Source organism: Aestuariirhabdus sp. LZHN29, from assembly GCF_049985285.1.
GTDB lineage: Bacteria > Pseudomonadota > Gammaproteobacteria > Pseudomonadales > Aestuariirhabdaceae > Aestuariirhabdus.
On sequence record NZ_JBNIEU010000005.1, the window covers coordinates 107991 to 133989 of the forward strand.

Sequence of the window (25999 nt, forward strand, 5' to 3'; positions counted from 1 at the left end):
TTTTTTTTGACATCGGTGGACCGGTGGGGTGCGGGCGTGGGGCATGGGGGCTCGCTTAAGGGTTTAAGCATGGCTATCGCCCTGTTGATTGCTGATTACGTGGCCGCAAATGCTTAGAGATCTAACCTTTAGCCTTGTAATTAGCTCATCGAATCTTTATTCTTAATTAAACGTTCATTTAATTAAGAGCCTTGGAGTAATTCAATGCCGAAAGTTGGCATGCCTGAAATCCGCAAACCCCAGCTTATCAATGCAACGATGGAAGCGATCAACTCCGGTGGCCTGCACAAGGCCAGTGTGGCCGTGATCGGCCGCTATGCGGGGGTTTCTCCGGCGATTATCAATCACTACTTCGGGGGTAAAGATGAATTGGTGGAAGCGACCATGCGCTCGGTATTACGTGATCTTTCCACCGCGGTCAGGTGCCAGCTGGCGGAGGTGAGTCGTCAGGATGTGGTTGGCCGCATTGTCGCCATCGTTAAAGGTAATTTCGACCCTAAGCAAATTGACAGTAAAGTGGCCAAAACCTGGCTGACTTTTTGGTCCCACTCCATGCACAACCCGGCGCTGCACCGACTGCAAAGGGTTAACGAAAAACGACTGCTGTCACACCTGCGCTATGAGCTGAAACAAGTAGTTCCCGCCCATGAGGCTGTCTTTATTGCCCAGGGCGTTGCTGCACTGATCGACGGTCTTTGGTTGCGAGGGGCGCTTTCGCCCCAGGGTATTGATGAAAAATCGGCGCAATCGACCATCATCGATTACCTGCGACGAAGCCTGCCTGCCGATGTATGGCATAGCTACAGCTCACCGATGAATGAAGCAAACTCCGGGTCCCAGTTGCCCGGTAACCATAGTGATAAGCGAGAAATAACCCCATGACACTTGTCCAGCATTACGTTAACGGCCGTTACACCGACACTCCTGCACGCGAAACCTTTACGAGCCTGAACCCGGCTACCGGTGAAACCTTGGCGACCATCGCGCAGGCAGATACTGAGGTTATGCAGCAAGCCATGACCTCTGCGGCCGCAGGCCAGGCACGTTGGGCGGCGATGAGTGGTGCGGAGCGAGGCCAGATACTACGCCAGGCGGCGGCGCTGCTTAGGGAGCGCAATGAAGAGCTGGCGCTGCTGGAAGTACGGGATACCGGTAAGCCGATTCAGGAAGCCGTTGCGGTGGACATCCTCTCGGGTGCCGAGGTGATCGACTACTACGCGGGACTGGCGGATAAAATTCAGGGTGAGTACCAGGATCTGGGGGGGAGCAACTTTTTTTACAGTCGCCGCGAGCCACTGGGTATCTGCGCCGGTATTGGTGCATGGAACTATCCTATTCAGATCGCCTGCTGGAAATCCGCCCCGGCATTGGCCGCGGGCAACGCGATGATCTTCAAACCCTCTGAAGAGACGCCGCTCACCGCGCTAAAACTAGCGGAGATCTATACGGAGGCGGGCTTACCCGATGGCGTGTTCAATGTACTGCAAGGCGATTATCGCACGGGTGAGATGCTGACCAACCACCCGCAGATCGCCAAGGTGTCGTTTACCGGCGAGTGCGGCACCGGCAAAATCGTTATGGCGGCTGCCGCCGGCAGCCTGAAGCAGGTGACTATGGAGTTAGGCGGCAAGTCGCCGCTGATCGTCTTTCCTGACAGCTCGGTCGACAACGCAGTTTCCGGGGCGATGCTGGCCAATTTCTATACCCAGGGTGAAGTTTGCACCCACGGAACCCGTGTTTTTGTCCATGATGATCTGTATGACGCATTTCTGGCTGAACTCAAGCTGCGAACCGAGCAGATGGTGATCGGCAACCCTGAAGATCCTGCTACCCAGGTGGGGGCGCTGATCTCTGAGCAGCATCTGCAGAAAGTGCTGGGCTATATCGATGCGGCGCGCGCAGCCGGGGCTCGTTTGTTGTGCGGAGGCCAGCGGGTTATGAGCAACGGCCTCGATAAGGGTGCCTTTGTACAGCCGACGGTATTTGCCGACTGTCTCGATGAGATGCCCAATGTCACCGACGAGATCTTTGGCCCGGTTATGTCGGTGCTCCGTTTCAGTGATGAAGAGGAGGTGATTGCCCGAGCTAACAACACCCCCTATGGCTTGGCCGCCGGCGTTTTTACCCGGGACATTAGCCGTGCACATCGAGTCATTAATCGCTTGCAGGCCGGTATCTGCTGGATCAATACCTGGGGAAGTTCACCTGCCGAAATGCCGGTAGGGGGCTACAAGCAGTCCGGGGTTGGCCGCGAGAATGGCATCGAGAGTCTCTACCATTACACCCAGACCAAGAGTGTTTACGTCGAGCTGGGTGATATTGAGCGCCCGTACTGATCTGCAGGCATTGGTTGCCCGGATCATTTGTTACCTAACCCACTAATTTCAGGAATTATCGTCAGCATGACGCAGGAATACGACTACATCATTGTCGGCGCTGGATCAGCAGGCTGCGTGCTGGCCGACCGACTCTCGGCCAGCGGAGACCATTCAGTCTTGTTGTTGGAGCGGGGCGGAAGCGACAAAAGTATATTTATACAGATGCCGACAGCACTCTCCTATCCGATGAATACCGAGCGCTTGTGCTGGCAGTTCCACAGCGAGCCGGAACCCTTTGTTAACAACCGCTCGCTGCATACTCCACGAGGCAAGGTGCTTGGGGGGTCGTCTTCAATTAACGGTATGGTTTATGTTCGCGGTCACGCTTGCGACTTTGACCAGTGGCAGGAGGCGGGTGCTTCAGGCTGGGATTATCAGCACTGCCTGCCTTACTTTCAGCGTTCGGAGAGCTGGGAAGGTGGCGCAGACGACTACCGTGGCGGGACCGGGCCGGTTGGAACCTGCAACGGTAACGGCATGGAGCTTAACCCTCTCTATCAAGCGTTTATCGATGCCGGTGCCGACGCCGGGTATCCGAAGACCGGCGATTATAACGGCTACCAGCAGGAAGGTTTCGGCCCCATGCACATGACCGTTAAAGGCGGGGTTCGCAGCTCGACCTCCAACGCGTATCTACGCCGTGCGATGAAACGAAGCAACCTGACGGTGCTTACCCAGGTGCTGAGTCGCAAGGTGATTACCGAAGGGGCCGCGGCACCCGGCGCTGAGGATCGACCAGCAGGGGTTCGGGCCACCGCCATCGAGTATGAGCATCGCGGCAAGGTTTATCAGGCACGCGCCCGACACGAGGTGATTTTGTCTGCCGGTTCGGTGGGTTCGCCGCAGCTGCTGCAGCTGTCCGGCATCGGTCCACGTGCGGTGCTCGAAAACGCGGGTGTCCCCGTTGTTGTTGATCTTCCGGGTGTCGGGGACAATCTACAGGATCATCTGGAGGTCTATTTCCAGTTCGAATGCACCCAGCCGGTTAGTCTCAATAGCAAGTTGGGGTTGGTCAGCAAAGGGCTCATTGGTCTACGCTGGCTACTGACAAAAAAAGGCCTCGGCGCCACCAATCACTTTGAATCCTGCGGTTTTATTCGCTCGCGGGCGGGGCTTAAATGGCCCGATATCCAGTATCATTTTTTACCGGCTGCCATGCGCTACGATGGTAATCGGGCGTTCGATGGCCACGGTTTTCAGGTACACGTCGGGCCCAACAAGCCCCTGAGTCGCGGCACGATCCGTATCAACAGCGCCGATCCGGCCGAGGCTCCGGTTATCCAGTTTAACTATCTGGCGGCAGAACAGGACCGTGAAGACTGGCGTCGTTGCATTCGTTTGACCCGAGAGCTGCTTAATCAACCTGCCCTCGATGGGTACCGGGGAAAAGAGATCCAACCCGGTGCCGATGTGCAAACCGACGAGCAGATCGACGCCTGGGTGCGTGAGAATGTAGAAAGTGCTTACCACCCCAGCTGCAGCTGCAAGATAGGCGCTGACAGCGATCCTATGGCGGTATTGGACGCCCAGTGTCGGGTGCGCGGGGTTGAGGGGTTGCGAGTGGTGGATTCCTCAATTTTTCCGACCATCACCAACGGTAACCTGAACGCACCCACCATTATGGCGGCGGAAAAGGCCGCAGATATGATTCTTGGTCAGCCACCGCTGCCTGCGGCGAATGTTCCGGTGTGGATTCATCCGCACTATGAGACCGAGCAGCGTTAATAACCAAGACCGAGTTTTAAATATGCCAGATATGTCGCGAGAACAGAGACGGATTAGACATACAGCAGGACTGTCCATTAACAATAACAGGAGTAACAGATGAAAATAATGACCAGATCTTTCGCTTACAAAACAGCCGCAGTGACATTGGCACTGTCCGCCATGGTGGCCGGAACTGCATCGGCAGCTTCTGCTACAGATTGCTCCACGGTGCGCTTTGCCGATGTGGGTTGGACTGATATTACCGCTACTACGGCGATCACCTCGGAGATCGTAAAGGGGCTGGGCTACACGCCCAAAGATCAGCTGCTGTCCGTTCCGGTAACCTACTCTTCACTGGCCTCCAATGATCTGGATGTGTTTCTCGGTAACTGGATGCCGACCATGGAAGGGGATATCGCCAGCTACCGTGAAGCTGGAACCGTAGAGACAGTGCGCGCTAATCTGACGGGCGCCAAGTACACCCTGGCGGTTAACAAAGCCGCCTTCGATGGTGGCCTGCGTAGCTTTGCCGATATTGCTCGTTATCGCGATCAACTGAACGGCCGTATCTATGGCATCGAACCCGGCAACGACGGTAACCGCCTGATTCAGGATATGATCGACAAGGACGCCTTCGGTCTCAAGGGGTTTCGTCTGGTTGAGTCATCCGAGGCTGGCATGATGTCCGAGGTCAAGCGCTCTGAGCGACGTAATAAGTGGGTGGTCTTCCTGGGTTGGGCTCCGCACCCTATGAACAGTAACTTCGATATCGTTTATCTGGATGGTGGTGACGACTGGTTTGGCCCCGACTTTGGCGGCGCCAGCGTTTATACCAACACCCGCAAGGACTACAGCACGCAGTGCCCGAATATGGGCCAGTTGCTGAAGAACCTGGTTTTCTCGCTGGATATGGAAAACCGCGTTATGGCCGCCATCCTCGATGATGGCAAAGACCCTGCAACGGCTGCAGTGGAATGGCTGCAAGCCAACCCGCAGGCGCTGGCGACCTGGTTGGACGGTGTCACAACCCTGGATGGTCAGCCCGGACTGCCCGCGGTACGCAAGCACCTGGACCTGTAGTCCTCGCACCGGTGGCTGTGTGCCATAAGACCTCGGCCTTCGGGCCGGGTATTACAGAGCGCGTCGCGTATCCTGCGCACCGTTTTCAGTTAAGCTAATCACCCGAGATATTATCGATGAACTGGATAACCGATCACAAAATCCCGCTAGGCCAATGGATAGAGATGATGGTCGACTGGCTGATCAGCAACGCCGCTGGATTTTTTGATGCGATATCCTACTCGTTGGAGTGGCTCATTCTGGGGCTGACGGGACTGTTGTTACAGTGCCCACCCATGTTGGTTGTCGCTTTTCTGGCGGGCCTGGCTTACTGGCTGCATCGCTCCGTGGGACTGGTGATCTTTATCGTTCTGTCGCTGCTATTGATCGCGAATCTCGGTTACTGGGAGGAGATGATTGAAACCGTCGTACTGGTTCTGATGGCCACGTTTCTCTGTATCCTGTTTGGTATTCCGTTGGGTATTTTTGCGGCCCATTATCCGCGCTTTCATATCGCGATTCGTCCTGTATTAGACCTGATGCAGACGGTCCCAACGTTCGTATACCTGATACCCACTTTGATTTTGTTTGGTTTGGGGGTTGTTCCCGGCCTGATCTCAACCATCATCTTTGCCATAGCGGCGCCCATTCGACTGACGGCGCTGGGTATCAGCAATGTCCCCGAAGAGCTGCTGGAAGCCGGCAAAGCCTTTGGCGCTACACGCTGGAAGTTACTGTTCAGGGTCGAGTTACCTGCCGCCATGCCCAGTATCATGGCCGGCGTCACCCAGTGCATCATGTTGGCGCTGTCCATGGTGGTCATCTCGGCGCTGGTCGGTGCCGATGGACTGGGTAAACCGGTGGTCAGGGCGCTGAATACTGTCAATATTTCCCAGGGGTTTGAGGCGGGGCTGGCCATCGTGCTGGTCGCGATCATCCTCGATAGATTGTGCAAGCAACGCGAAACAAAGGATGTCAATCCATGAGCCTGATCGAAATTGAACACCTGGACGTTATCTTCGGTGGTGAACAGGCGAAGGCGATCCAGTTACTGGATCAGGGCATGAGCCGGCAGGACATTATCGATCAGAGTGGCTCCGTAATCGGTGTTCAGGATGCCAACCTACAGGTTAAAAAGGGAGAGATCTGCGTGCTGATGGGGCTTTCCGGATCCGGAAAATCAAGCCTGCTGCGTACCGTCAACGGGCTAAACCCGATCAGTCGCGGTAGCCTTAAAATTCACGATGATGATCGCATCATCGATCTGGCAACCTGTGACGAGAAAACGTTGCGCCACCTGCGTACCCACCGTATCTCCATGGTGTTCCAGAAGTTTGCGTTGATGCCCTGGTTGTCGGTATTGGACAATGTTGCCTTTGGATTAGAGATGAAGGGCGTGAGCAAGAGGGAACGACAACTAAAAGCGATGGAAAAACTGGAGATGGTGGGGCTCAATGAGTGGGCCGCATCGCTCCCTCATGAACTATCGGGCGGCATGCAGCAACGGGTGGGACTTGCCCGTGCCTTCGCCATGGATACCGACATTCTGCTAATGGATGAGCCGTTCTCGGCGCTGGATCCGTTGATCCGGGCGCAGCTTCAGGATGAGTTGCTAGAGCTGCAGCGGAACCTGAAAAAGACCATTATTTTTGTGAGTCACGACCTCGATGAGGCACTTAAAATCGGCTCCCATATTGCGATCATGGAATCGGCTCGGATTATTCAGCATGGTGAACCGGAACAGATCGTACTGAATCCAGAAAACGGCTATGTAGAGAACTTTGTTGCCCACACCAACCCGTTAAATGTTCTGGTTGGTCGTACCCTGATGTCGTCCCCCGATCAGCTGAAAACCGATGGAGATCGCCTCATCCTGGATGGCAATCACAACTATTGGATCGAGCTGGATCAAGGCAAAATTAGCCGTGCGGGTAAGGCTGGCAATCTGCTGGATACCCGGCGCTGGGTCGAGGGCGACGGGGAGCGAGGAGCGTTTGCCGTCGCGTCACCGGATATCAGCATGCGCGACGCGATCAATCTGCGTTATAGCAGCCGCCTGCCGGTGTTGCTGGAGGAGGGCGGATTATTTGCCGGCGTGTTGAATGACGCCAACTTCTACTACGCCTTGCTGGGTAAGCACTTCGTTGCAGATTAGCAGAGTAGGGCGAACGCCCCCGAGTCGTTGACCCCTAGACGACTCTTTTGAATGTTTCTGTGAGGCCGCGTCAGGGTGCCGCTAACCCCGCCCACAATCTCCTCGGCTGTGGTCACGCCATTCAGCGCGCTAAGTACCGTAAAGCCTGCTTTAACGGTGATCGCTTCAAGGCGAGAGTTAGCGCCAGGAGGGCAGGCGTCGACTGTTCGCTGTAACGGGGGGATGACAGTAAGCTTCTTAAGGCGGAAAACGGATGATACCGGCCTATGTGATCACGAAAACTTGCAGGTGATGTCTCGTTTGCCGCTGGATAAAATAATAAATTAATCATTATTAGATAGTTAGCTTACTTCGGTTGGAAATAGACTGCGCAATGGTGCGAAACTATAAGCGCGCTCGGTTTGCCCGGGCAGAAAACGGAAAGTTAGTATAGAATCCTATTTTATTAACCCGTCACGGCTGTTTCATAAAAATCTGCCAAGGCATATATGAGATCGCTCGCTGTTAAAATGTTATGTTGTCATAGATATTGGTCATGGCATTCAGTGAACTCGAGATAGCACGTTACAAGAAAGAGGTCGGTGCCTATGTCGAAGGCAAGCGGCCTGCTATCCACATTCGGAAAGAACTGGATATTGGGTTTCGGGTTAAGGGCCAGTCCGTCGAAATCTTCGAAATTCGCCCCCGCTGGGAAGATTCGACAGAAATTTTGGAGCACCCTGTCGCTAAAGCAACGTACGTGAAGACCCAAAAAACATGGAAAGTATTTTGGCAACGTGCCGATCTCAGGTGGAACGGGTACAAGCCTGTCCTCACAGTGGCTACAATCACAGAGTTTCTCACCCTAGTCGAAGCAGATGAATATGCGTGTTTTTGGGGTTAACCACGTAACAATCGGGCAAGGAACGCGGCTAGGACCTCTGGTGTGTTGCGCACCACCTTCGTCCCTTTACATGGGGAGTTATGATAACATTAGGAGTATAGAATAAGTGAGTAAAAGCATTGAAAAGGCTGTTTCTACTATTCATACAATAAAGAAGTGGATGTCATTTATTGTTCTTATTTTAATGGTAGTAATCGTAGGTATCGCGATAGTAGAACTAGGCATACTCCTCTATGTTGATCTATTTGATCCGACAGACGGAGTCCTTTTTCTTGAAATAGACGCGCTGTTTAGAATATTTGGCTTCTTTTTCGTTATCCTTATAGGTTTTGAGCTCGTAGAAACTGTAGAGATGTATTTCAGAAATAATGTTATCCATGCTGAGGTTGTTTTATTGGTAGCGGTTATAGCTGTTTCTCGAAAGGTGATTCTACTAGATTTAGAAAAATATGATCCTTTAGCAATAATAGGTTTAGGTATTATTATTTTTTCATTAGGTGGCTGCTACTGGCTTATCAAGATGAGTTTTAGAAATAGAGTGCGCGCATAAAAAATCCTTCAAAAGGAACTAAATGGTGATTGATTTTGTTGCAACTTTCATTGTTTTCTTCGCTGTTATTGATCCTATCGGCACGGTACCAGTGTTTATTGCAGTGACATCTCATTTCGATAAAACGGAGAAAAACAGAATTGCGCTCATTGCGACACTTGTTGCAGCGATTATTCTTGTGTTTTTCGCCGTTGTTGGCGAGCTCATCCTGACTGCGATGTCGATACCACTAGCTGCATTCCAGATTGCAGGTGGAATCATATTATTTTTATTTGCGCTAACAATGATTTTTGGTGAGAGCAAACCAGACGAAGAGATCAAGCTTGCTTATAGTCGTCAGGAAACAGCCATTTTCCCTCTTGCGATTCCGTCTATTGCGAGCCCTGGTGCAATGTTAGCTGCTGTTCTATTGACCGAAAACAATCGCTACAACATCTGGGAGCAAGCACAAACAGCCGCGGTCATGCTGGTGGTGTTGATTTTGGTCTATTTGTTGTTGTTATTGGCTGGCCAGATAAATCGAATAATTGGTGTTGGTGGTGCGAGCGTAGTGAGTCGTGTGATGGGCATGATACTGGCTTCGGTTGCAACATCAAATGTCCTGGAGGGTATCAAAGTCTATTATGGCTTCTGAAAGCCGAATGCAAAAAAATCGCGCCCAGCCGGACCTTCTCAAGCGCGACGCGCTTTCATCGGCCACTGATGCAAGGTGTTATGTATAACACTCGAGAGTCTAAGTAAGTTATGTCGGTTTATGATATTAATACAAAAAAAAGCATATTAAATAGCTTAAAACAGAAAAGATGGCGATATGCGTTTCTTGGTGTTGTATTAAGCTTCATAGGCCCTTTGGGCGAGTGGTTATTTGTTAAGTTATTATCCAGATCGATCAATGACTCCTTTTACTTAACTTTGATTTACACAGAAATTTTTTCTTTGATACTTTTTAGTGTTTTTGGATACATTCTTGGGAAACATACCGAGAAGATAGAGCAGCTTGCTTTTCATGATAACCTTACAGGTCTCTATAATCGTCACTACCTGTTTGAAAAGCTGAACGAGTTAATGGCTCTGCATAAGCGATACCAAGAAAAACTTAGCCTTGTAATGATCGATTTAGATCATTTTAAAAAAGTAAACGACTCATATGGTCACGCAGTTGGGGATAAAACGCTAAAGGCTGCTGCGAAATGTATTATGCAGGAAATCAGAGACACGGATTTAGGTAGTCGATATGGCGGTGAAGAATTTGTTATTATTTGCCCTCATACAGCTGTGAGCGATTGTCATGAAGTAGCTGAGCGTATACGCACTTCAATCAATAGCTTGCAGTCAGACGCCTTGGGATTTCCAGGTCCACAGACTATATCTGCGGGCGTGTATGAATTGTCATCGGATCAGGACATGTCACTGACACAAATACTGAATAATATTGACGTAGCGCTTTATCACGCAAAAAAAACGGGCCGAAACAAAGTAGTGATTTATAGCCCAGATGTGTTCGAAAAACGTGATAGTAACACCCTGTAAATGGTGCAGGAAAAATTTTCGCTAAGCGCGGCTATGCATCTTGAAGCTTGGTTCGGCATGGGGGCTATTTTCCTTGTGATTGGAGTTAGCAGGTTTAAGTAAATTGTTTGCCGTCAGAATCCGTTGCCCCCTAAAGGCGAATTTGCGTATTTCTGTGAGGAGGCCTGGCAGTGACGGGCTTGCTCCACTCATACCTTCCCGGCTGAGCCCCACGCGCTACCCAGCGCGGTCAGTACCGTAAAACCTGCTTCTACGGTGATCGCTTCAAGGCGAGAGTTAGCGCCAGGGCAGGGCTGTAAACTGTTCCGCTGGGCGCGGTGGTGACAGGAGTCCAAGGTGTACCTTAAGGCCAAGGAGCAATGACCCTGCTGGTTTCGTTTTCCGTCACCTCAACGCGGTGCTATGCCGAAGAGAATCAAATTCGATGCCTGAACCCGATCCATTGAGAATCCTGACATTTGCAACCCCGAAAGATCTCGGCGAGTGGCTCAAGTTGAATCACGCGACCGAATGTGAATTGTGGGTAAAAATATTCAAGAAAAATACCGGAATCCTGAGCGTAAACTGGAATGATGTGGTGATCGAGGCTCTATGCTGGGGTTGGATCGATGGTGTTAAGAGGTCGGTCGATGATCAAGCCTATCTTCAGCGCATTACGCCCAGAAAAGCGCGAAGCAACTGGTCTAAAAGGAACACAGATCACGTGGAGCGTTTGATAAGTGAGGGCCGGATGATGGAACCTGGGCTCCTCCAGGTTCGTGCTGCGAAAACGGACGGTCGTTGGGAAAACGCCTATGTAGCAAGTGAGATAGAGGTGCCCGCGGATTTCCTCGCGGCACTGGAGAACCAACCCAATGCCAAACGCTTTTTTGAAACACTCACCAAATCGAGTCGTTATGCTATCGCGTACGGACTGACAAGTGCGAAAAAGCCCGAGACCAGGCAGCGGCGGTTTGCAAAATTCATGAATATGCTTGTTGACGAAGAAAAGCCTTAATAGGTGGAATACGGCATGACATGCTGCGCAAGTCGACGTATATCCTGCAAACCAATGGCAAATCAATGGGATCAGAGTCATTGGTATTGAGCCTGCCAGCGGTAAACAGAATTACGAAGTCACATTGAACGCTGCACAGATTAACTCCGGCATGAAGGACGCCTGGCTTAACTTGCGCGTGGAAGTCGTAGAGTCCAATCAAGCGCCCTGGTTAGCCAGGGTGCGGAAGCGAGTCTAACGAGCGCCCGCACACCGGGCTAACGACTCAATAGCGCATAATGTATATTATGTTAAATTAGTTGTTGAGATGTAACAACGTACTCCTGGCGTACTAAACGCCCCTACTTCTATTAGTTTGTTGCTGAAGGTTCGCGCTCTTTTTGCTTTTCCAGAACAGCTTCGCAACCGCTCGTCTTGTTCTGGGTGGTGTCATCATTGCTGGCTTCCTCCTCGCCGCGGAACTTGTTCCACAGCTTATCGGCCAGATACGCAGTGACACCGATGCCCGGTAGCAGCGCCGCTGCTCCCACTTTTAAAGCGGCCGCTTCCATGGGCAGCGCTTTTACGTTGGGGGCTTGCAGTTGGCCCTTGATGTTGACAGCGGTGATGCTTGAGTAGAATTTTTTTTTCTCTTTGGGTAACAACACCATATCAATGGTTTCGTTACCCAGGTCGATGGTAGCCGTACCTTCGATTCTCAAGTTGGAGCCATCGGCTACCAGTACCTTGCTGCTCGCGACTCCTTGATCAATCTTAAATGCACCGATCATGCAGTTAAGCTGGGTGTACGCCTGTTGGGATTGGACGCGGCCCAATGCCCAGCCAAACACGTCTACAGAGAGTAATCGAATGTATTTAAGGGGGATTTGGGTCTCTTCAACGCCAAAACCAGCGGTGCCCGAGAGGTTGGATGCCACTTCCTGGGGTGAGTTACCCTGGCTCTGGATGTCGATACGGAGCCATGATTCACCGAGTACCTGAATGCTGTCTTGGGCCTCCGCGATCAGTCTTTCAAGTTTCAGGTTTTCGGCGGCAAGTTTTAGCGTAAATTTCGGGGTGGAGGCAGCTTCTATTTTGAGATCCAGATCCCCTTTCCCCCCTTCGACCTCTACTTGCAGCGGATAGATATGAATCACCGACTCCTTCGCGCTGATGTGAGCGGCCAGTTTGCCCGCGGTTACCGCAGCCCCTGAAATCTGGTCGATATTGAGATCAAGCTCCAGACCGAGGTTTTCCGCCCAGGAAAAATCAAAAGGGGTGCGGCTAAATAGCCTGGTTTGGTCAATCTCTTGTGGAGTGTTCGTCTCCCCCGCCTTCGCTGAATCACCTGCTTCAGCCACTGCTTCGATAGGGTGGGGTGCGTCGCTGTCCGAGCCCTTCTCTTTAAGCCCCAGGTCTGAAAGGTGAAGCTTGGGTATGTCTACCTTTCCCCGTACCAGGATTTTTTCGTTTTCCCAGTTAATATCCACTTCACTATGACTCTCTGTTTCACCTAAAGCATCACCACCCTTGTAGTTGAGCTTGTTTCGGCCAATGGTGATTGCCCCGCTCGTGGTGTATGGCGAAATTCCGCTAAAATCCACCCCCAGCTCCGTGCCGAGGGCCGCTGGATTTGCGATTTGTACCTTATAATCGAACCCTGTCATCTCTGAGGTGGGTGACTGGGAGCGGTTTGTGGTGATGTGCGCCTGATACAGCTGGGTGCCGGTTGAATCCAGTTCCAACTTCTCGACGCGCCACTGCCCCTCCTCTTGCACTACGTTGAAGTGACCCTTAATGCGACCTAGCTTGCCTGATGTTCGGTTTGAAAACGCTTCGTCGTTTACCGCCACGCGAGCGAGTGTAGCGGTGGCGGCATCTACCTGTCCTTGAACCCTTATTGATTGGGACGCAGTTAGTGCGATGCTACCCGCTGCCTGTAGCTCAGGTTGAGCCTTTGGGCCAACAGTCAAGGAGATGTCGTCGACACTGATCTTTTGCCTATCCCGCACAAGGGTGCCGGTAAGGGATACCGGGCCAATATCCTCTATTGCCGATTTTCCTGGTGGAGCATCGGGCTGATGGGGGGCAGCTTGCACCTCTTTGGTGGCAGCGCCCCCCAAAGCCTCTATCAAATCGGCCACTTGGCCGAGGTTTTCGGTGCCAAAGCTGGCTTTCAGGTTCAGGTCCTGGAGTTCTAACAGATGGCCAACCTCCCCCTTAATGTCGAGGGAGACGCCTTGGGTATGGGTTAACGAGATGGAGAGATTTTTTAGTTGTGGGTCGGACAGGCTGCCGGTAACACTGGTACTGAGGTCCAACGTCTTAAGCGGCAGGTCGGGCGTGTCGAAAAGCGATAGCAGGCCACTAACATCCTCTCCTTTTGCTGCTATTTTGAGGTCCAGGCCCTTTCCCGTTGCCGGGTCCGCAATGGTCGCGCTCACCCGGGCGTTATGGCTTTTGCTGCTGAGGGTAATATCAACTCCATAGCCGGAACCCGATTCAGCGTAACTACCTTTAACAGAAAAAGGTTCGGACCCCAGGCTCCCAGTACCCGAAACCACTCCGTCAATCAGGGCTGGCTTGTTGTTTCCCGCCTCAGAAACCTTGGGCGCAATGGCGAATCGGTCCAGAACCAGAGTCCATGGCGCTGTGCGGCCGCTCTCCTGCAAGCTCAGGGTGATGCTTTTCAAATCGACGCGGTCAACAATAATTGCAGGAAGGTAGAGCGGCGTGTCCGGGTCACTCTGACTGGGCCCGGTGTCCAGAATCTGTATGTGGGTGTTGACCAGTTTAAGGGTGCTGAAGCGCCAGGTACGGGATCTCAGGGATGAAATAATATCCAGCCGCGCCTCAAATTTACCGGACGCTATTTTGTAGCTGCCATCATCCGCAATCAGTTGCGCTGTGTTTGCGGAAAGCGATAACTCCTTGCCGATACCAATAGCCAATGTCCCGTCGAGCTTAAGGGTGCTATCGAGAAAATGGTCGGCGCCCCAGATAAGGGCTCCGCGATATTGCTCATTGCTCACCAGCAGTACGATGGTTGCGCAGATTATAACGATAGCGGCCAAGAAGATACCGAGGCTCTTCGCTATACGCACACTCCAGGCCGCTATCGGCCCGTTATTAAACTTTCCCTGTTCCACTTGTCCACCAAGCGTCTGTCTGCCGTTGTCCTATTATATCGGGCAACGGCAAGCACCGTTACTCTCTTTAGCGATGATCCTCGTCAAAAGGGGTTGGTGCTGCCTGGGTTTGGCGGTTGTGGCGTTTAACCGGATACACCGAGCTTTCGCAAAACCGTCATCATCGGACACCATTTGGTGAAGGCCGACTGGAATAGATTGAGGCCAACAAAGCCCGTCAACCACAACCAGGAGGGGTCGACGTAAACGGCGGCGAGACAGCTGGCCATAACGACGACACCGGCAATAAGTCTTAAATATTCATTCACATTCATGTTTGCTGCCCTTCTATTAAATATATTAGATTTTTCTAATATTTGTTTATCTTAAAAAGTAAATGCTAATATAGCAACATCAATAACGAGGCCGGTTAAATGAGCGTAAAAAACGAAGAGATATTGGCGCAGAACGCCCATAGCGCAGAGCAGTTACTCAAACAAATGGCCAACAAGAATCGTTTGATGGTGCTCTGTACATTGATGGACCAGGAGCTGTCGGTCGGAGAGCTCAACCAGCGGGTTCCCCTGTCTCAGTCGGCCCTCTCGCAACACCTTACAGTGCTGAGGGATGCCGGGCTTGTCGCTACACGTCGTGAATCCCAAACCATCCATTACCGGATTAACGACCCTCGTGTCGGCAAGATCCTTGATGCGCTTTACAGCATCTTTTGTGAGTAATCATTATGCCTGACACTGGTGTTTTAAGTCGTTGGATTAGAGCTTCCCTGACCAGTAAAGCCCCGCTCTATCTTTTTCTGTTGGCGCTGGTCAGTGGCATTCTCGGGCTCGAGTTTACTCCCCGTGAGGAGGAGCCCCAGATTGTAGTTCCGATGCTGGATGTGACCGTAGAGGCTCCCGGACTAACAGCAAAACAGGTAGAGCGACAGGTTACGGTGCCCCTGGAAAAGTTACTTTCACAGATACCGGGGGTTGAGCATGTCTACTCAAGTTCATCATCGGGTGCCAGTGTTGTCACGCTCCGCTTTCTGGTGGGTGAAGATCGTGAAGATTCAATTCTTAATACATACAATAAGTTATATTCGAATTCTCATCTAATACCTGCGGTTGTGGAGGGGTGGCAAGTACGACCCGTCGAGGTGGATGATGTGCCGATCCTGATGCTTGGACTGTGGAGCAAGGACCGGGCACAGGTGGATGATTTCCTTTTGCGCCGGCTGGCCGAGGAGTTGTCGACCCAGCTACAAGGGATCAAGCAGACCGGTTCGGTTTATGTGATCGGTGGTCGTGCCAGGACGGTCTCGGTTTACCTGGACCCTGAGCGGCTAGCGGCTCATCAAACCGGTGCAACCGAGGTGTTGCGAGCCATTCGGCTATCCAACCAATTAAAGGCGTTGGGGGTGTGGACCCTCGATAACCAGTCATTCCAGCTGGAAAGTGGCGATGCGTTGCGGGACGTGGAGCAGCTCCGCAGCCTGGTGGTCGGAGTCATTGACGGAACTCCGATACTGCTGGGAGACGTAGCCACGATCGAGGATGGTCCCGCTGAAGCGGAAAACTATACCTGGTATCAGCAGCTTGATTCGGCGTCGAACAGATCCCCCGCCTTCCCTATGGTGGCTATCAGTGTTGCTAAACAGCGTGGCAGCAATGCGGTTTCGGTATCCCGTGAGGTTCAGGAGCGGCTCGCCGAGCTGGAACAGGACTGGTTCCCGCCCGGCGTTGAGGTTAAGGTTTTGCGCGACTATGGTGCAACCGCAAACGAAAAGGTTAATAGCCTGACCTCAAATTTGGCGTTGGCGGTGGTTATTGTCATTGTCTTTGTCGGTCTGTTTCTGGGTTGGCGCGCGGCATTGGTGGTCGGTTTGGCGGTGCCTGTTTGCTATGGCGTGACCCTGGGGTTGGATCTTGCGTTTGGTTACACCATCAACAGGGTTACCCTTTTCGCTCTTATTCTTGCTCTCGGATTGCTGGTCGATGACCCCATCACCGGCGCTGATAACATTGACCGACACCTGCGAAACGGCAAGGGCTCCAGAAGCGACCGTATTGTGGCTGCGATGAGCGAGATCCGTACTCCATTGCTGATGTCGACCCTGACCATCGTACTGGCCTTCGTTCCTTTGGGTTTCATTACCGGGATGATGGGACCCTATATGGCGCCGATGGCCTTCAATGTTCCCCTCAGCGTGATCATGAGTACGTTGGTGGCGTTCATGATCACCCCCTGGATGGCGAAGCGGCTGTTGCGGCCTTCACGCCAATGTCGGCGTCGCCCCGATAGTCGCCTGCTCAGATTCTACCGGGCATTACTGGGACGAATTCTGGATACCCGTGGGCGCGCGAAAGCGACCCTATGGATGATGCTGCTGCTTTTTGTGGTCGCAGCGTCCCTGCCGCTACTGCGTGCGGTGCCCCTCAAGCTGTTACCTTATGACAATAAAAATGAGGTGCAGGTCCTTATTGATCTTCCCGAGTCGGCAAGTCTTGAGGCGACCGCAGCTACGACCTCCATGATCGCCCACCAGGTATTGCGGGTCTCTGAAGTTGAATCCGTCGCTGCTTTCGTTGGTGTCCCCTCTCCCATCGATTTTAATGGCATGGTGCGCCGCTATTATCAGCGCCAGCAACCCCATCAGGCCGAGCTAAGGCTGGTGTTACTGGATAAGCCGATGCGGGAGCATCAATCCCACGCCGTTGTTTTGCGGCTCAGGGAGTTGCTCGCCCCTATGGTGCGCGACGGAGTATCGATAAAGGTCGTTGAGGTTCCCCCGGGGCCGCCGGTGATGAGCACACTGGTTGCGGAGATCTATGCTGACCCCCTGGCGCCATCATCAACCGCCGAGACTAGCGCCCGGAATTTGATCGCCAGGCTTAAAAGAGAGCCCCATGTGGTCGAGGTGGATTCGAGTCTGGAGGCGAACCAGCCGCTGCTGCGTTTCGTTACGGATAAGCAGAAGGCGGCGCTGGCTGGTATCTCGACCGAAACGCTCAATGACACCCTGGCGATCGCTAATCGGGGCGTGGTGGCGGGTTACATCCGCCAGCCCCGTGAGGCGAGCCCCCTCCCCGTTCTGCTTCGCATCCCTCAGGCGTCTCGCGCAGATGCCGGTGATTATGATCGGCTGCTGGTGAAGGGGGAGTCAGGCGCTCTACAGAAAAGTGATAGAACGGGGCTGGAGCGGGAGCCGCAACCGCTCGTCGCCCTGGGAGAGCTTGGAGCATGGAAAAGATTTGATGTTGAAAAAACAATACATCATAAGGATTTACGGCCTGTTATTTATGTGACAGCTGAACTTTCTGGAAGAACCCCGGCGGAAGTGATTGCCGACTTGAATGCTGACCTCGAACCCAGCGCCGCCTCGTCAAGCACGGCCAGAATCGAGCCGGAAAATGTATCTCCATGGCAACAGCGCTCTTTTCTGTCGCCCGGGGGTGGGGATACCTGGCACAGCCTGCACGACACGGAGCTGAGCTGGAGCGGTGAGGGCGAATGGCGGATTACCGTACGGGTGTTCAGGGATATGGGCATCGCCTTTGCTTTTGCACTGATGGCGATCTATCTGGTACTCAGGGTGCAAACCGGTTCCGCAGCACTTTCGTTGATTATTATGTCGGCTATCCCGTTGACGGTGATTGGCATTATGCCCGGTTTCTGGCTGCTCAATCAGTTGGGGGAACGCACGGTTGCCGGGGCTCCGGACCCGGTACTATTTACCGCCACCGCCATGATCGGAATGATAGCCCTGGCAGGAATCGTGGTACGCAACTCACTGATCCTGGTGGAGTTCATTAGCCAGGCCCGACTGCAGGGGATGGCGATCCGTGAAGCGCTGATACAGGCAGGGTCGGTGCGGATGAGACCTGTCTTGCTAACGGCGGGAACCACGTTGCTGGGGAATTTGGCGATCACCCTCGATCCTGTTTTTAACGGACTCGCTTTGGCAATTATTTTTGGCATCGTCGCCTCGACGCTCTTCACCCTGTTGGTGGTTCCGGCTGTCTACCTGCTGGCGTTTGATCGCGCGACACCAGACGGATCACTTAAAGGCGTTGTAAGCCCCAAAGGGCGGGCGTTTCCTACTCTACAGAATACCCATGAGGATTGATTTCATGACATCATCCATTACGCGCATTGCCCTGCCCCTTATAGTCCTGGCTAGCCTACTCTTAGGGCTCGGTTTTATGGCCGGAGTATTCGACAATAAAGTAGCGCCGGGGCTGTCGTCTTCCCCTGCCGGAGTCGCTGCCAGTCATCGCGTTACGCTGGAGTCTGTTGAGCGCAGCGAACCGGTTCCTGCGACGATAAGAGCGAGGCAGTCAACCCGAGTTTCATCGCGAATTCTGGCGCGCATTAAGACCATTGAGGTGCGAGCAGGTGATACCGTCACCCCGGGTCAGGTATTGGTGAAGCTGGAGCAGGAGGACCTTTCGGCGCGAGTCAGCCAGGCCAGTTCGCGCTCTAACGCTGTGCTCGCACGCCAACGGGAAGCGGCCAGCACGCTTGCACGGATAGAGTCTCTGTTCGCGCGTGGCGCCGTCTCCCAGTCTGAACTTGACCGCGCGCGCTCCACCTTTGATGCACTCTCTGCCGACTCAAGTGCCGCGCAGCAAGCGCTCAACGAGGCCCGTACAGCCCTCTCCTATACGGTTATTCGCTCCCCCATTGCCGGTCGTGTCGTTGATCGCTACTCCGAGCCCGGTGATACGGCCCAGCCCGGCTTACAGTTGCTGGCACTCTATAACCCCGGGGCGATGCAAGTGGAGGCGGCTGTGAGAGAGTCATTAGCGCTGGGCCTGAAGCCCGGAGATGGTGTTGATGTCGATGTGCCGGCGTTGGGAAAAACACTGCCAGGGCGTATTGAGGAGATTGTTCCCGCTGCCAGTGCCAGCACGCGAAGTTTTTCAATAAAAGTACAGGTTCCTGCGCAGCCCCGCCTGCTACCGGGGATGTACGCCAGAATGCAGGTTCCCGTTGAGGATGTCGTGCGCATTACCATTCCACGGAACTATGTGGCGCAGGTTGGCCAGCTCAGCCTGGTTTGGGTCTCTCGCAATGGGGTAGTGGAAAAGCGGATAGTGCGCCTGGGCAGAGCGTTAGCCCGTAACAGGGTTGAGGTGATTGCAGGTTTGGCGGAGGGTGAGGGATTGCTCCTCCCCCACCTCGCGGACGAAGCACTTGCCCGTGGGACGTTGTAGAATCAGAGGGTTGAATAGCGCCTATTTGGGGGCGCTAAGATTGGCGAAACAGGGGGCACCGGTGCTCGTAAGTGCAACGGTAAGGCCGACAACCAGTAGGGCGTAGATCAACATGATGGATATCCTCGGGAAACTACCGCCATCATCTCACCAAAGAGCGGCGCCCCCAATCCGTGAATCTACCCATAGCATTGCGGTTTTCCACTAGAACCTCCGACGCAGGCTTTCTACCCTGCCTGGGGCAGGGCTAAACCAGACGGACAGGGTTCGCCCTTAACAGCACTTTTTCCTCGAGGTCGTCTACGGCCAGGGTGTCGATAACCTGATAACCCTGCGCGAGGTAGTAATCCAGAAAGGCCGGGTTAGCGGTATCAATAACGACTCCACGTGCCTCCGGGTCGTTTTCTACCCGGCGATGAATTTCGTCCAGTAGCAGTTTTCCAAGTCCAATATGACGCTGTTCGGTACTGATACCGATCAAGGGGATCTGGTAGCAGTTACGCAGGTGGCTGGCTACCCGCCCCTGGTACTCGCTAAGGCGCTCAGTGCAGCCAAACCCGGCCGTAAGAAACATCTTCCAGCGCCAGCTAAAAATGTCAGCCAGAGGTTTTGGGTTTGGACTGTAAAGCACCGCGACGCCGGCTAAACGCTCATTAACCAACAGGCCCAGCACGGGATCATCGGAATCGAAGTAGATGCTGCACATCTCCCGGATTCCGCTGCGCAACCGTTGGGCGAAGCCATCGACTTCTGAGGAGAATAAACGCTGGTATATGGGGCAATCACGGTAGGCATGAAACAGCAGGGAGCGGGTTTCCCGCTTCCAGCTATCGTCTAGCTCGATGATGCGAGTTTGCTGGGAACTCTGGTTGGACTGCGTGCTCTGCATGGGCGTTACCTCCGCTCCAGGGTCAGGTTGATGAGCGACTGCGTGACAATTAACCTAGCAAAAAGATCAACATAAGACCAATCGCTCCGCTCCCAATTTGACCGAAAGCCACCTTATAATACCCGACTTATGTGGTAAGCTTCTGATTTCTTGCTTGTTTTCCTCTTGAGAGTTAATTCGACAAAAATATGAAACTGGTCTCTTTCAACGTTAATGGAATACGCGCGCGCCTCCATCAGCTGCAGGCGTTAATTGATCGGCATCAACCCGATGTGATCGGCATTCAGGAAAGTAAGGTGGTGGACAACGAGTTCCCCCACGGAGCTATTACCGAGATGGGCTACCACGCAGAGATTCATGGCCAAAAAGGCCACTACGGCGTGGCCCTGCTGAGTCGAACCCCACCACGGCGAGTTATAAAGGGCTTCCCTGGTGACGACCCTGCTGATCAGAAACGGATGATCATGGCGGAGTATGCGATCGAGGGAGAGGAACCCCTGATGATTCTTAATGGCTACTTTCCCCAGGGTGACAATCGCGCCCACGAAACCAAGTTTCCTAATAAACGCCGCTTCTACGGGGATCTGATCGAGTACCTGACAACAGAGCATAAGCCCTCTGAACGACTACTGGTAATGGGAGATTTTAATATCTCCCCTACTGACGCAGATATCGGCATTGGGGTGGATAATGCGAAGCGTTGGCTTCGTACCGGCAAGTGCAGTTTTTTGCCCGAAGAGCGCGAATGGTACCAACAGCTGCTGGGTTGGGGGCTTGAGGATTGCTATCGCGCAATTCACCCCGATGCCACGGACCATTACAGCTGGTTTGACTACCGTAGCCGTGGATTTGACGATGATCCCCGTCGCGGGCTAAGAATCGACACCTTGCTGGCAACACAGGCGCTCAAGGCCAAGTGTGTTGACGCTATTATCGACTACGATATCCGGGGGATGGAAAAACCATCAGACCACTGCCCTGTCCTGGTTCGCTTTGAACCCTAAGCGAGGAGCTGTGCATGAATCTTAGTGGCATAGACCTTAATCTGTTTGTTGTGTTTGAAGCGATCTACAACGAGGGCAACCTGACCCGGGCGGGACAGGTTGTTGGTATCACCCAGCCCGCGGTAAGCAATGCCCTGTCGCGCCTGCGGGACACCTTTGACGACCAGCTTTTTATTCGCTCCTCCCAGGGCATGGTACCCACTCCCCTGGCGCAGAATATTATTGGCCCGGTACGGCAGGCCCTGCAGTTAATGCGCAATAGTGTGCAGCATGGTGATGAATTCATACCCGCCAGCGCCGACAAATTGTTCCGCTTTAGCATGGGAGACCTGACCGAAGCCCTGTTTTTGCCTGCCGTTTTTTCGCGCATGGCGAGCATCGCCCCCCGCGTTCGAATCGAGAGTTTTCAGGTCCGGCGCAGGGAAGCCTCCAAAGAGCTGGCGAGTGGCCGCCTGGATTTCGTCATTGATGCCAACCTGCCCCTGGATGAGCAGCTACACCATGTACAGCTTTACGAGGAGCGGTATGTTTGCGTGCTCAGAAAGGAACATCCTCTTGCCGCAGATACCATTACACCCGAGCAGTACCTCGCCCTCGATCATATTCAGGTATCAAGCCGCCGAAGCGGTTTGGGCTATGTGGATTTGGCTCTCGGCAAGCTAGGCTTGCAGCGCCGCATCGCCTTGCGTGCCAATTATAATTTGATGGCATCGCGAGTCGTAAAGACAACCGATATGGCATTAACGATTCCCTATAGCCTTTTCGCGGGAGACCCTGACCTGCGAGTGCTGGAGTTGCCCTTCAAAGGGGTAGATCCACTGCAGTGTCACCTCTATTGGCACGACAACTCGGAACACGATCCTGCGAGTGTCTGGATGCGAACATTTTTAACGTCCATGGCGCGGGAGGTTTTTGGCAGCTGCGCACGTTAACGTCTTGTTCGTCTTTACGTTAACGTAAACTGCAAGTAAAGTATTCGCAAGCACCCTTTCGGTGCCAATGAACAGATTGCCGCAACGCCTGAAGCCGTGGCAAAGACCAAACAGGATACACCCCATGGATCAACCGCTCTGGACTCCATCGGAGGAGCGCATCGCCCGGGCGAACCTCACCGATTTCCGTAATGCCCTCAACAGCAATCGATTCGGTACGACACCCGGGCTCAACCTGCAAGACTATTGGCAACTGCACCAGTGGAGTGTGGATCATGCCGGCCTCTTCTGGGACGCTATTGCCCGCTATGACGGCATTCACTTTTCCACCCCTCCGGATGCAGCGGTGGCCGATGAAGACAAGCTTCCCGGTGCCTGCTGGTTTCCCGGCGCGAGGTTAAACTTTGCGCAAAACCTGCTACGCCGACGGGATAGTCACTGTGCGTTGGTCTTTCGGGGTGAAAATGGCGAGCGCCGGACGGTAAGTTATGAGGAGCTTTATCGCGCGGTTGCACAGCTCGCCAACAGTCTCAAGGCGCGCGGGCTGGTAAAGGGTGATCGGGTAGCCGCATTTATGCCTAACTGCCTGGAAACCGTTATTGCGATGCTAGCCACCACCAGTTTGGGGGCTGTCTGGTCCTCCTGCTCCCCCGATTTTGGTATCAATGGGGTGATTGACCGATTTGGGCAGATTAAACCCCGAGTGCTGTTTACAACAGACGGCTATTTTTACAATGGGAAGGTTCTCGATAACCTGGAAAAGGTGGCGCAAATTGAGGGTCTGATCGACTCTCTGGAGACCGTGGTCGTAGTGCCCTTTTTAGAGCCCTCGAACCCAGCACCGGAGCTGGGAGCCCTGACGCTCGCTGTTCATTGGGATCAGATGCTGGATAACGATGCCGAAGATATTCACTTCGAGGCGACTGCGTTTAACGATCCTCTCTACATCGTGTACTCATCGGGCACTACGGGAGTCCCTAAATGCATCGTTCATGGCGTCGGCGGCACGCTGCTTCAGCATCGTAAAGAACACCTTTTGCATACAGATCTTCATCCGCAAGATGTGCTGTTCTATTACACGACCTGTGGTTGGATGATGTGGAACTGGCTGGTGAGTGGGCTGGCGAGTGGCGCGACCCTGGTGCTTTATGATGGATCGCCCTTTTACCCCGAACCGCGCTCCTTGATCGATATGGCAGAGCAGGAGTCCATTACCGTTTTCGGCACCAGTGCCAAGTATATTGCGGCGCTGGAAAAGGCCGGAGTTCGTCCTGTCAAAACCCACAAGTTACCCGCATTGCACACAATACTGTCGACGGGCTCCCCCCTTTCCCATGAAAGCTTTGATTATGTTTACCGAGAGGTTAAGCCGGACCTTTGCCTGAGCTCTATCTCCGGGGGAACCGATATCCTGTCTTGCTTTGCGTTGGGAGCACCCGTACTTCCGGTTTCTCGGGGCGAGCTACAGTGCACAGGGCTTGGAATGGATGTTCACTTTGTCGATGATGAAGGGCACAGTCATATAGGCGCAAAGGGTGAGTTGGTGTGCCGAAACAGCTTTCCCTCAATGCCCATAGGGTTCTGGAATGATGAGGACGGATCTCGCTACCGGAGTGCGTACTTTGAAAGCTTCGAGGGCTGGTGGTGTCACGGAGATTACGGAGAGCGCACGGCTACCGGTGGCGTCATGATTCATGGCCGGGCCGATGCCGTGTTGAACCCGGGTGGCGTACGTATCGGCACCGCCGAGATCTACCGGCAAGTAGAGCAGATCCCCCAGGTGCAGGAAGCGATCTGCGTCGGTCAGCGCTGGAATGATGACGTCAGGGTGGTTCTTTTTGTCCGTTTGAGTGCAGGCGTAGAGCTGGATGACGACCTGATAGCGCTCATTCGTAGCTCGATCCGAAAAAATACGACTCCTCGTCATGTTCCCGCCAAAGTGATAGCGGTTGCGGATATTCCCCGCACAATTAGCGGCAAAATTGTCGAGCTGGCCGTGCGTAATGTAATACATGCAGAGGCGGTCAAGAATACCGATGCGCTGGCTAACCCTGAAGCGCTTGAGCTGTATCGAAATCTTCCGCAGCTGCAGTACTAGAGCTGATCCGCCCACAAAAAAACCGCCAGATGGCGGTTCTTTTTCAGGCGGCCCGTAATGTTGGGCTTACATGGTATGGGTGGGGCGATCGGATTCGAGAGAGCCCGCCAGATAGGTCTCGATCTTGTTACGGGCGATATCGTCTTTCTCATTAAACTGGACGCCTATCCCTGCCGCGCGGTTGCCCTGGGCCCCACGGGGCGTTACCCAGACGACTTTACCTGCAACCGGGATCTTTTCCGGTTCATCCATCAGGTTTAAGAGCATAAACACTTCATCACCCAATCCGTAATTCTTATTGGTCGGGATGAAGAGACCACCGTGACTAACAAAGGGCATATAGGCAGCATAGAGTACCGCCTTATCCTTGATCGTTAGTGACAGTATTCCGTTACGGGGCGATGGCTTGGCTTGGTTCATGGTTATCCAGAAGCAACTGTATCGATGGAGTGTGTGTACAGGCTTTATTATTCACTATTTTAGCCGAGAGTTAAATGCAACCATCGAATCAGCAACTCTTCGAGCATGAGATGACGGTTGAGATTGGCAGAGCCTTGGCTAAGGGCTCGTTGCTCGTTAACCCATTGCAATAGCTCAAATAGCGAGCGTGAACTGGCCTTGCTGCCAATGTAGCTGGCCATGGCAGCCAGATCCGGGTTGCTGAGCGTTGTTGCATCCCCTGTCTGTTGCATTCGCACGATATCGGCCAGCCAGCCGGACACCCACCCCAGCAACTGAGTCACATCCTGATCTTTCCATCGCTGGGCGATCTCCATAGGAGAATTTTTGCCCTTGGTGACCGAGCCGATCTCTTCAATCAGGCGGGCTCGCTCCTTGAGGATCTGGTCATTAGCAAATTGTAATGCCGTCAGGGGCTGTCCATCCGCCAGGGTGAGCAACAGTTCCAGCTCCCCGGGTTCGACGTTGGAAAGTCCCCCCAACCATTCAAGGCTCTCCTGACGTGCCGGAAGCGGGAAAGGCAGCTGTTGGCAGCGGCTGTTAATGGTCGCGAGCATCGCCCCCTGACGCGCAGAGACCAGCAGGATCAAGGTTTTCTCCCCCGGCTCTTCAAGGGATTTAAGGAGTGCGTTAGCTGAGTTGCTGTTCATCGCCTCCGCAGGATTGATGATGATGACCCGGTAGCCGCCCTGCTGGGCAGTTTTGGATGCGAATTCAATCACCTCCCTCACCTGGTCAACTTTTATAATCCGACTCTTCTCTTCCGGTTGCAGTATCCTCAGGTCGGGGTGGCTACCAGAGCGGAACAGGTTGCAGTTTTTACAATGGCCGCAGGCAGCCTCCCCTTCGGGTTGGGAGCAGAGAACATAACCCGCAAACGCGGTCGCGAAGGAAAACTTTCCTGTTCCCCTGGCACCTTTTAACAGATAGGCATGGGACAGCTTTTCGGTTGCTTTCTGGGCGCAGAGCCGCTGCCACTGGGTCGCTTGCCAGGGATAGGGGTGCAGTTTGAAGTCGCCGCTCTCGTAAGTCATA

Annotated in this window: 22 protein-coding genes; 17 read left to right on the top strand and 5 right to left on the bottom strand. The window is 53.4% G+C overall.

Features of this window, described 5'->3' with window-relative positions:
• Positions 1-204 precede the first annotated feature (204 nt).
• The 11 genes from betI (at position 205) to ACP3PW_RS16295 (ending at position 11259) form a co-directional block, all read left to right on the top strand.
• Complete coding sequence (gene betI, locus ACP3PW_RS16245; RefSeq protein ID WP_426417786.1) at positions 205-882, top strand: transcriptional regulator BetI; 678 nt, start codon at positions 205-207, stop codon at positions 880-882.
• On the top strand, positions 879-2336 hold the full coding sequence (gene betB / locus ACP3PW_RS16250) for a betaine-aldehyde dehydrogenase (RefSeq protein ID WP_426417787.1): 1458 nt from the start codon (positions 879-881) through the stop codon (positions 2334-2336). Before betI ends, betB begins: the two co-directional genes overlap by 4 nt.
• 66 nt (positions 2337-2402) lie before the next feature.
• Positions 2403-4103: a choline dehydrogenase gene (gene betA, locus ACP3PW_RS16255; protein ID WP_426417788.1), complete on the top strand. Its 1701-nt coding sequence runs from the start codon at positions 2403-2405 to the stop codon at positions 4101-4103.
• A gap of 162 nt (positions 4104-4265) precedes the next feature.
• Positions 4266-5165, top strand: coding sequence for a choline ABC transporter substrate-binding protein (locus tag ACP3PW_RS16260; RefSeq protein ID WP_426417894.1), 900 nt, complete (start codon positions 4266-4268; stop codon positions 5163-5165).
• A 116-nt stretch (positions 5166-5281) separates the two neighbouring features.
• Entirely contained in the window at positions 5282-6130 is an 849-nt protein-coding gene (choW, locus tag ACP3PW_RS16265; protein WP_426417789.1) for a choline ABC transporter permease subunit, read from the top strand.
• Positions 6127-7299, top strand: coding sequence for a choline ABC transporter ATP-binding protein (choV, locus tag ACP3PW_RS16270; protein ID WP_426417790.1), 1173 nt, complete (start codon positions 6127-6129; stop codon positions 7297-7299). Before choW ends, choV begins: the two co-directional genes overlap by 4 nt.
• Positions 7300-7834: 535 nt before the next feature.
• Positions 7835-8182 (top strand): DUF3024 domain-containing protein, encoded by a 348-nt coding sequence (locus ACP3PW_RS16275; RefSeq protein ID WP_426417791.1) that lies wholly within the window; start codon positions 7835-7837, stop codon positions 8180-8182.
• A gap of 106 nt (positions 8183-8288) precedes the next feature.
• Entirely contained in the window at positions 8289-8732 is a 444-nt protein-coding gene (locus tag ACP3PW_RS16280) for a phosphate-starvation-inducible PsiE family protein (RefSeq protein WP_426417792.1), read from the top strand.
• 22 nt (positions 8733-8754) lie between these two features.
• Positions 8755-9366, top strand: coding sequence for a MarC family protein (locus tag ACP3PW_RS16285; RefSeq protein WP_426417793.1), 612 nt, complete (start codon positions 8755-8757; stop codon positions 9364-9366).
• A 110-nt stretch (positions 9367-9476) separates the two neighbouring features.
• Positions 9477-10262 (top strand): GGDEF domain-containing protein, encoded by a 786-nt coding sequence (locus ACP3PW_RS16290; RefSeq protein ID WP_426417794.1) that lies wholly within the window; start codon positions 9477-9479, stop codon positions 10260-10262.
• A gap of 424 nt (positions 10263-10686) precedes the next feature.
• Positions 10687-11259, top strand: coding sequence for a YdeI/OmpD-associated family protein (locus ACP3PW_RS16295; protein ID WP_426417795.1), 573 nt, complete (start codon positions 10687-10689; stop codon positions 11257-11259).
• Between the two features lie 350 nt (positions 11260-11609).
• Here the strand turns inward: ACP3PW_RS16295 and ACP3PW_RS16300 are convergent, their stop codons facing one another.
• Both ACP3PW_RS16300 and ACP3PW_RS16305 read right to left on the bottom strand, forming a co-directional pair.
• Positions 11610-14387 carry an AsmA family protein gene (locus ACP3PW_RS16300; protein ID WP_426417796.1) on the bottom strand — a complete coding sequence of 926 codons (2778 nt, stop codon included), beginning with the start codon at positions 14385-14387 and terminating at the stop codon, positions 11610-11612.
• 125 nt (positions 14388-14512) lie between these two features.
• On the bottom strand, positions 14513-14701 hold the full coding sequence (locus tag ACP3PW_RS16305) for a YgaP family membrane protein (protein WP_426417797.1): 189 nt from the start codon (positions 14699-14701) through the stop codon (positions 14513-14515).
• A gap of 99 nt (positions 14702-14800) precedes the next feature.
• Here ACP3PW_RS16305 and ACP3PW_RS16310 point away from each other — a divergent pair, with 99 nt between their 5' ends.
• From ACP3PW_RS16310 to ACP3PW_RS16320, 3 genes are read left to right on the top strand one after another with little or no spacing between them, the layout of a single operon-like run.
• Positions 14801-15103, top strand: coding sequence for an ArsR/SmtB family transcription factor (locus tag ACP3PW_RS16310; protein WP_426417798.1), 303 nt, complete (start codon positions 14801-14803; stop codon positions 15101-15103).
• Positions 15104-15108: 5 nt separating this feature from the next.
• Positions 15109-18492: an efflux RND transporter permease subunit gene (locus ACP3PW_RS16315; RefSeq protein ID WP_426417799.1), complete on the top strand. Its 3384-nt coding sequence runs from the start codon at positions 15109-15111 to the stop codon at positions 18490-18492.
• Between the two features lie 4 nt (positions 18493-18496).
• Entirely contained in the window at positions 18497-19582 is a 1086-nt protein-coding gene (locus tag ACP3PW_RS16320; RefSeq protein WP_426417800.1) for an efflux RND transporter periplasmic adaptor subunit, read from the top strand.
• Positions 19583-19829: 247 nt separating this feature from the next.
• Here ACP3PW_RS16320 and ACP3PW_RS16325 read toward each other — a convergent pair whose 3' ends face one another.
• The gene (locus ACP3PW_RS16325; RefSeq protein ID WP_426417801.1) at positions 19830-20471 is read right to left on the bottom strand and encodes a hypothetical protein; all 642 of its coding nucleotides are present in this window, start codon (positions 20469-20471) and stop codon (positions 19830-19832) included.
• Positions 20472-20659: 188 nt separating this feature from the next.
• Between ACP3PW_RS16325 and xthA the strand changes: the two genes are divergently transcribed.
• From xthA to ACP3PW_RS16340, 3 genes are all read left to right on the top strand, one after another.
• Positions 20660-21475, top strand: coding sequence for an exodeoxyribonuclease III (gene xthA / locus ACP3PW_RS16330; protein ID WP_426417802.1), 816 nt, complete (start codon positions 20660-20662; stop codon positions 21473-21475).
• A 14-nt stretch (positions 21476-21489) separates the two neighbouring features.
• Positions 21490-22407, top strand: a complete 918-nt coding sequence (locus ACP3PW_RS16335) for a LysR family transcriptional regulator (protein WP_426417803.1) — start codon at positions 21490-21492, stop codon at positions 22405-22407.
• 124 nt (positions 22408-22531) lie between these two features.
• Positions 22532-24505 (top strand): acetoacetate--CoA ligase, encoded by a 1974-nt coding sequence (locus tag ACP3PW_RS16340; protein WP_426417804.1) that lies wholly within the window; start codon positions 22532-22534, stop codon positions 24503-24505.
• Positions 24506-24571: 66 nt separating this feature from the next.
• On the opposite strand, the gene ACP3PW_RS16345 is transcribed toward ACP3PW_RS16340, so the two are convergent.
• Together ACP3PW_RS16345 and ACP3PW_RS16350 are read right to left on the bottom strand one after the other, a co-directional pair.
• Positions 24572-24925, bottom strand: coding sequence for a PilZ domain-containing protein (locus ACP3PW_RS16345; protein WP_426417805.1), 354 nt, complete (start codon positions 24923-24925; stop codon positions 24572-24574).
• A gap of 59 nt (positions 24926-24984) precedes the next feature.
• Positions 24985-25998: a DNA polymerase III subunit delta' gene (locus ACP3PW_RS16350; RefSeq protein WP_426417806.1), complete on the bottom strand. Its 1014-nt coding sequence runs from the start codon at positions 25996-25998 to the stop codon at positions 24985-24987.
• Position 25999 lies beyond the last annotated feature (1 nt).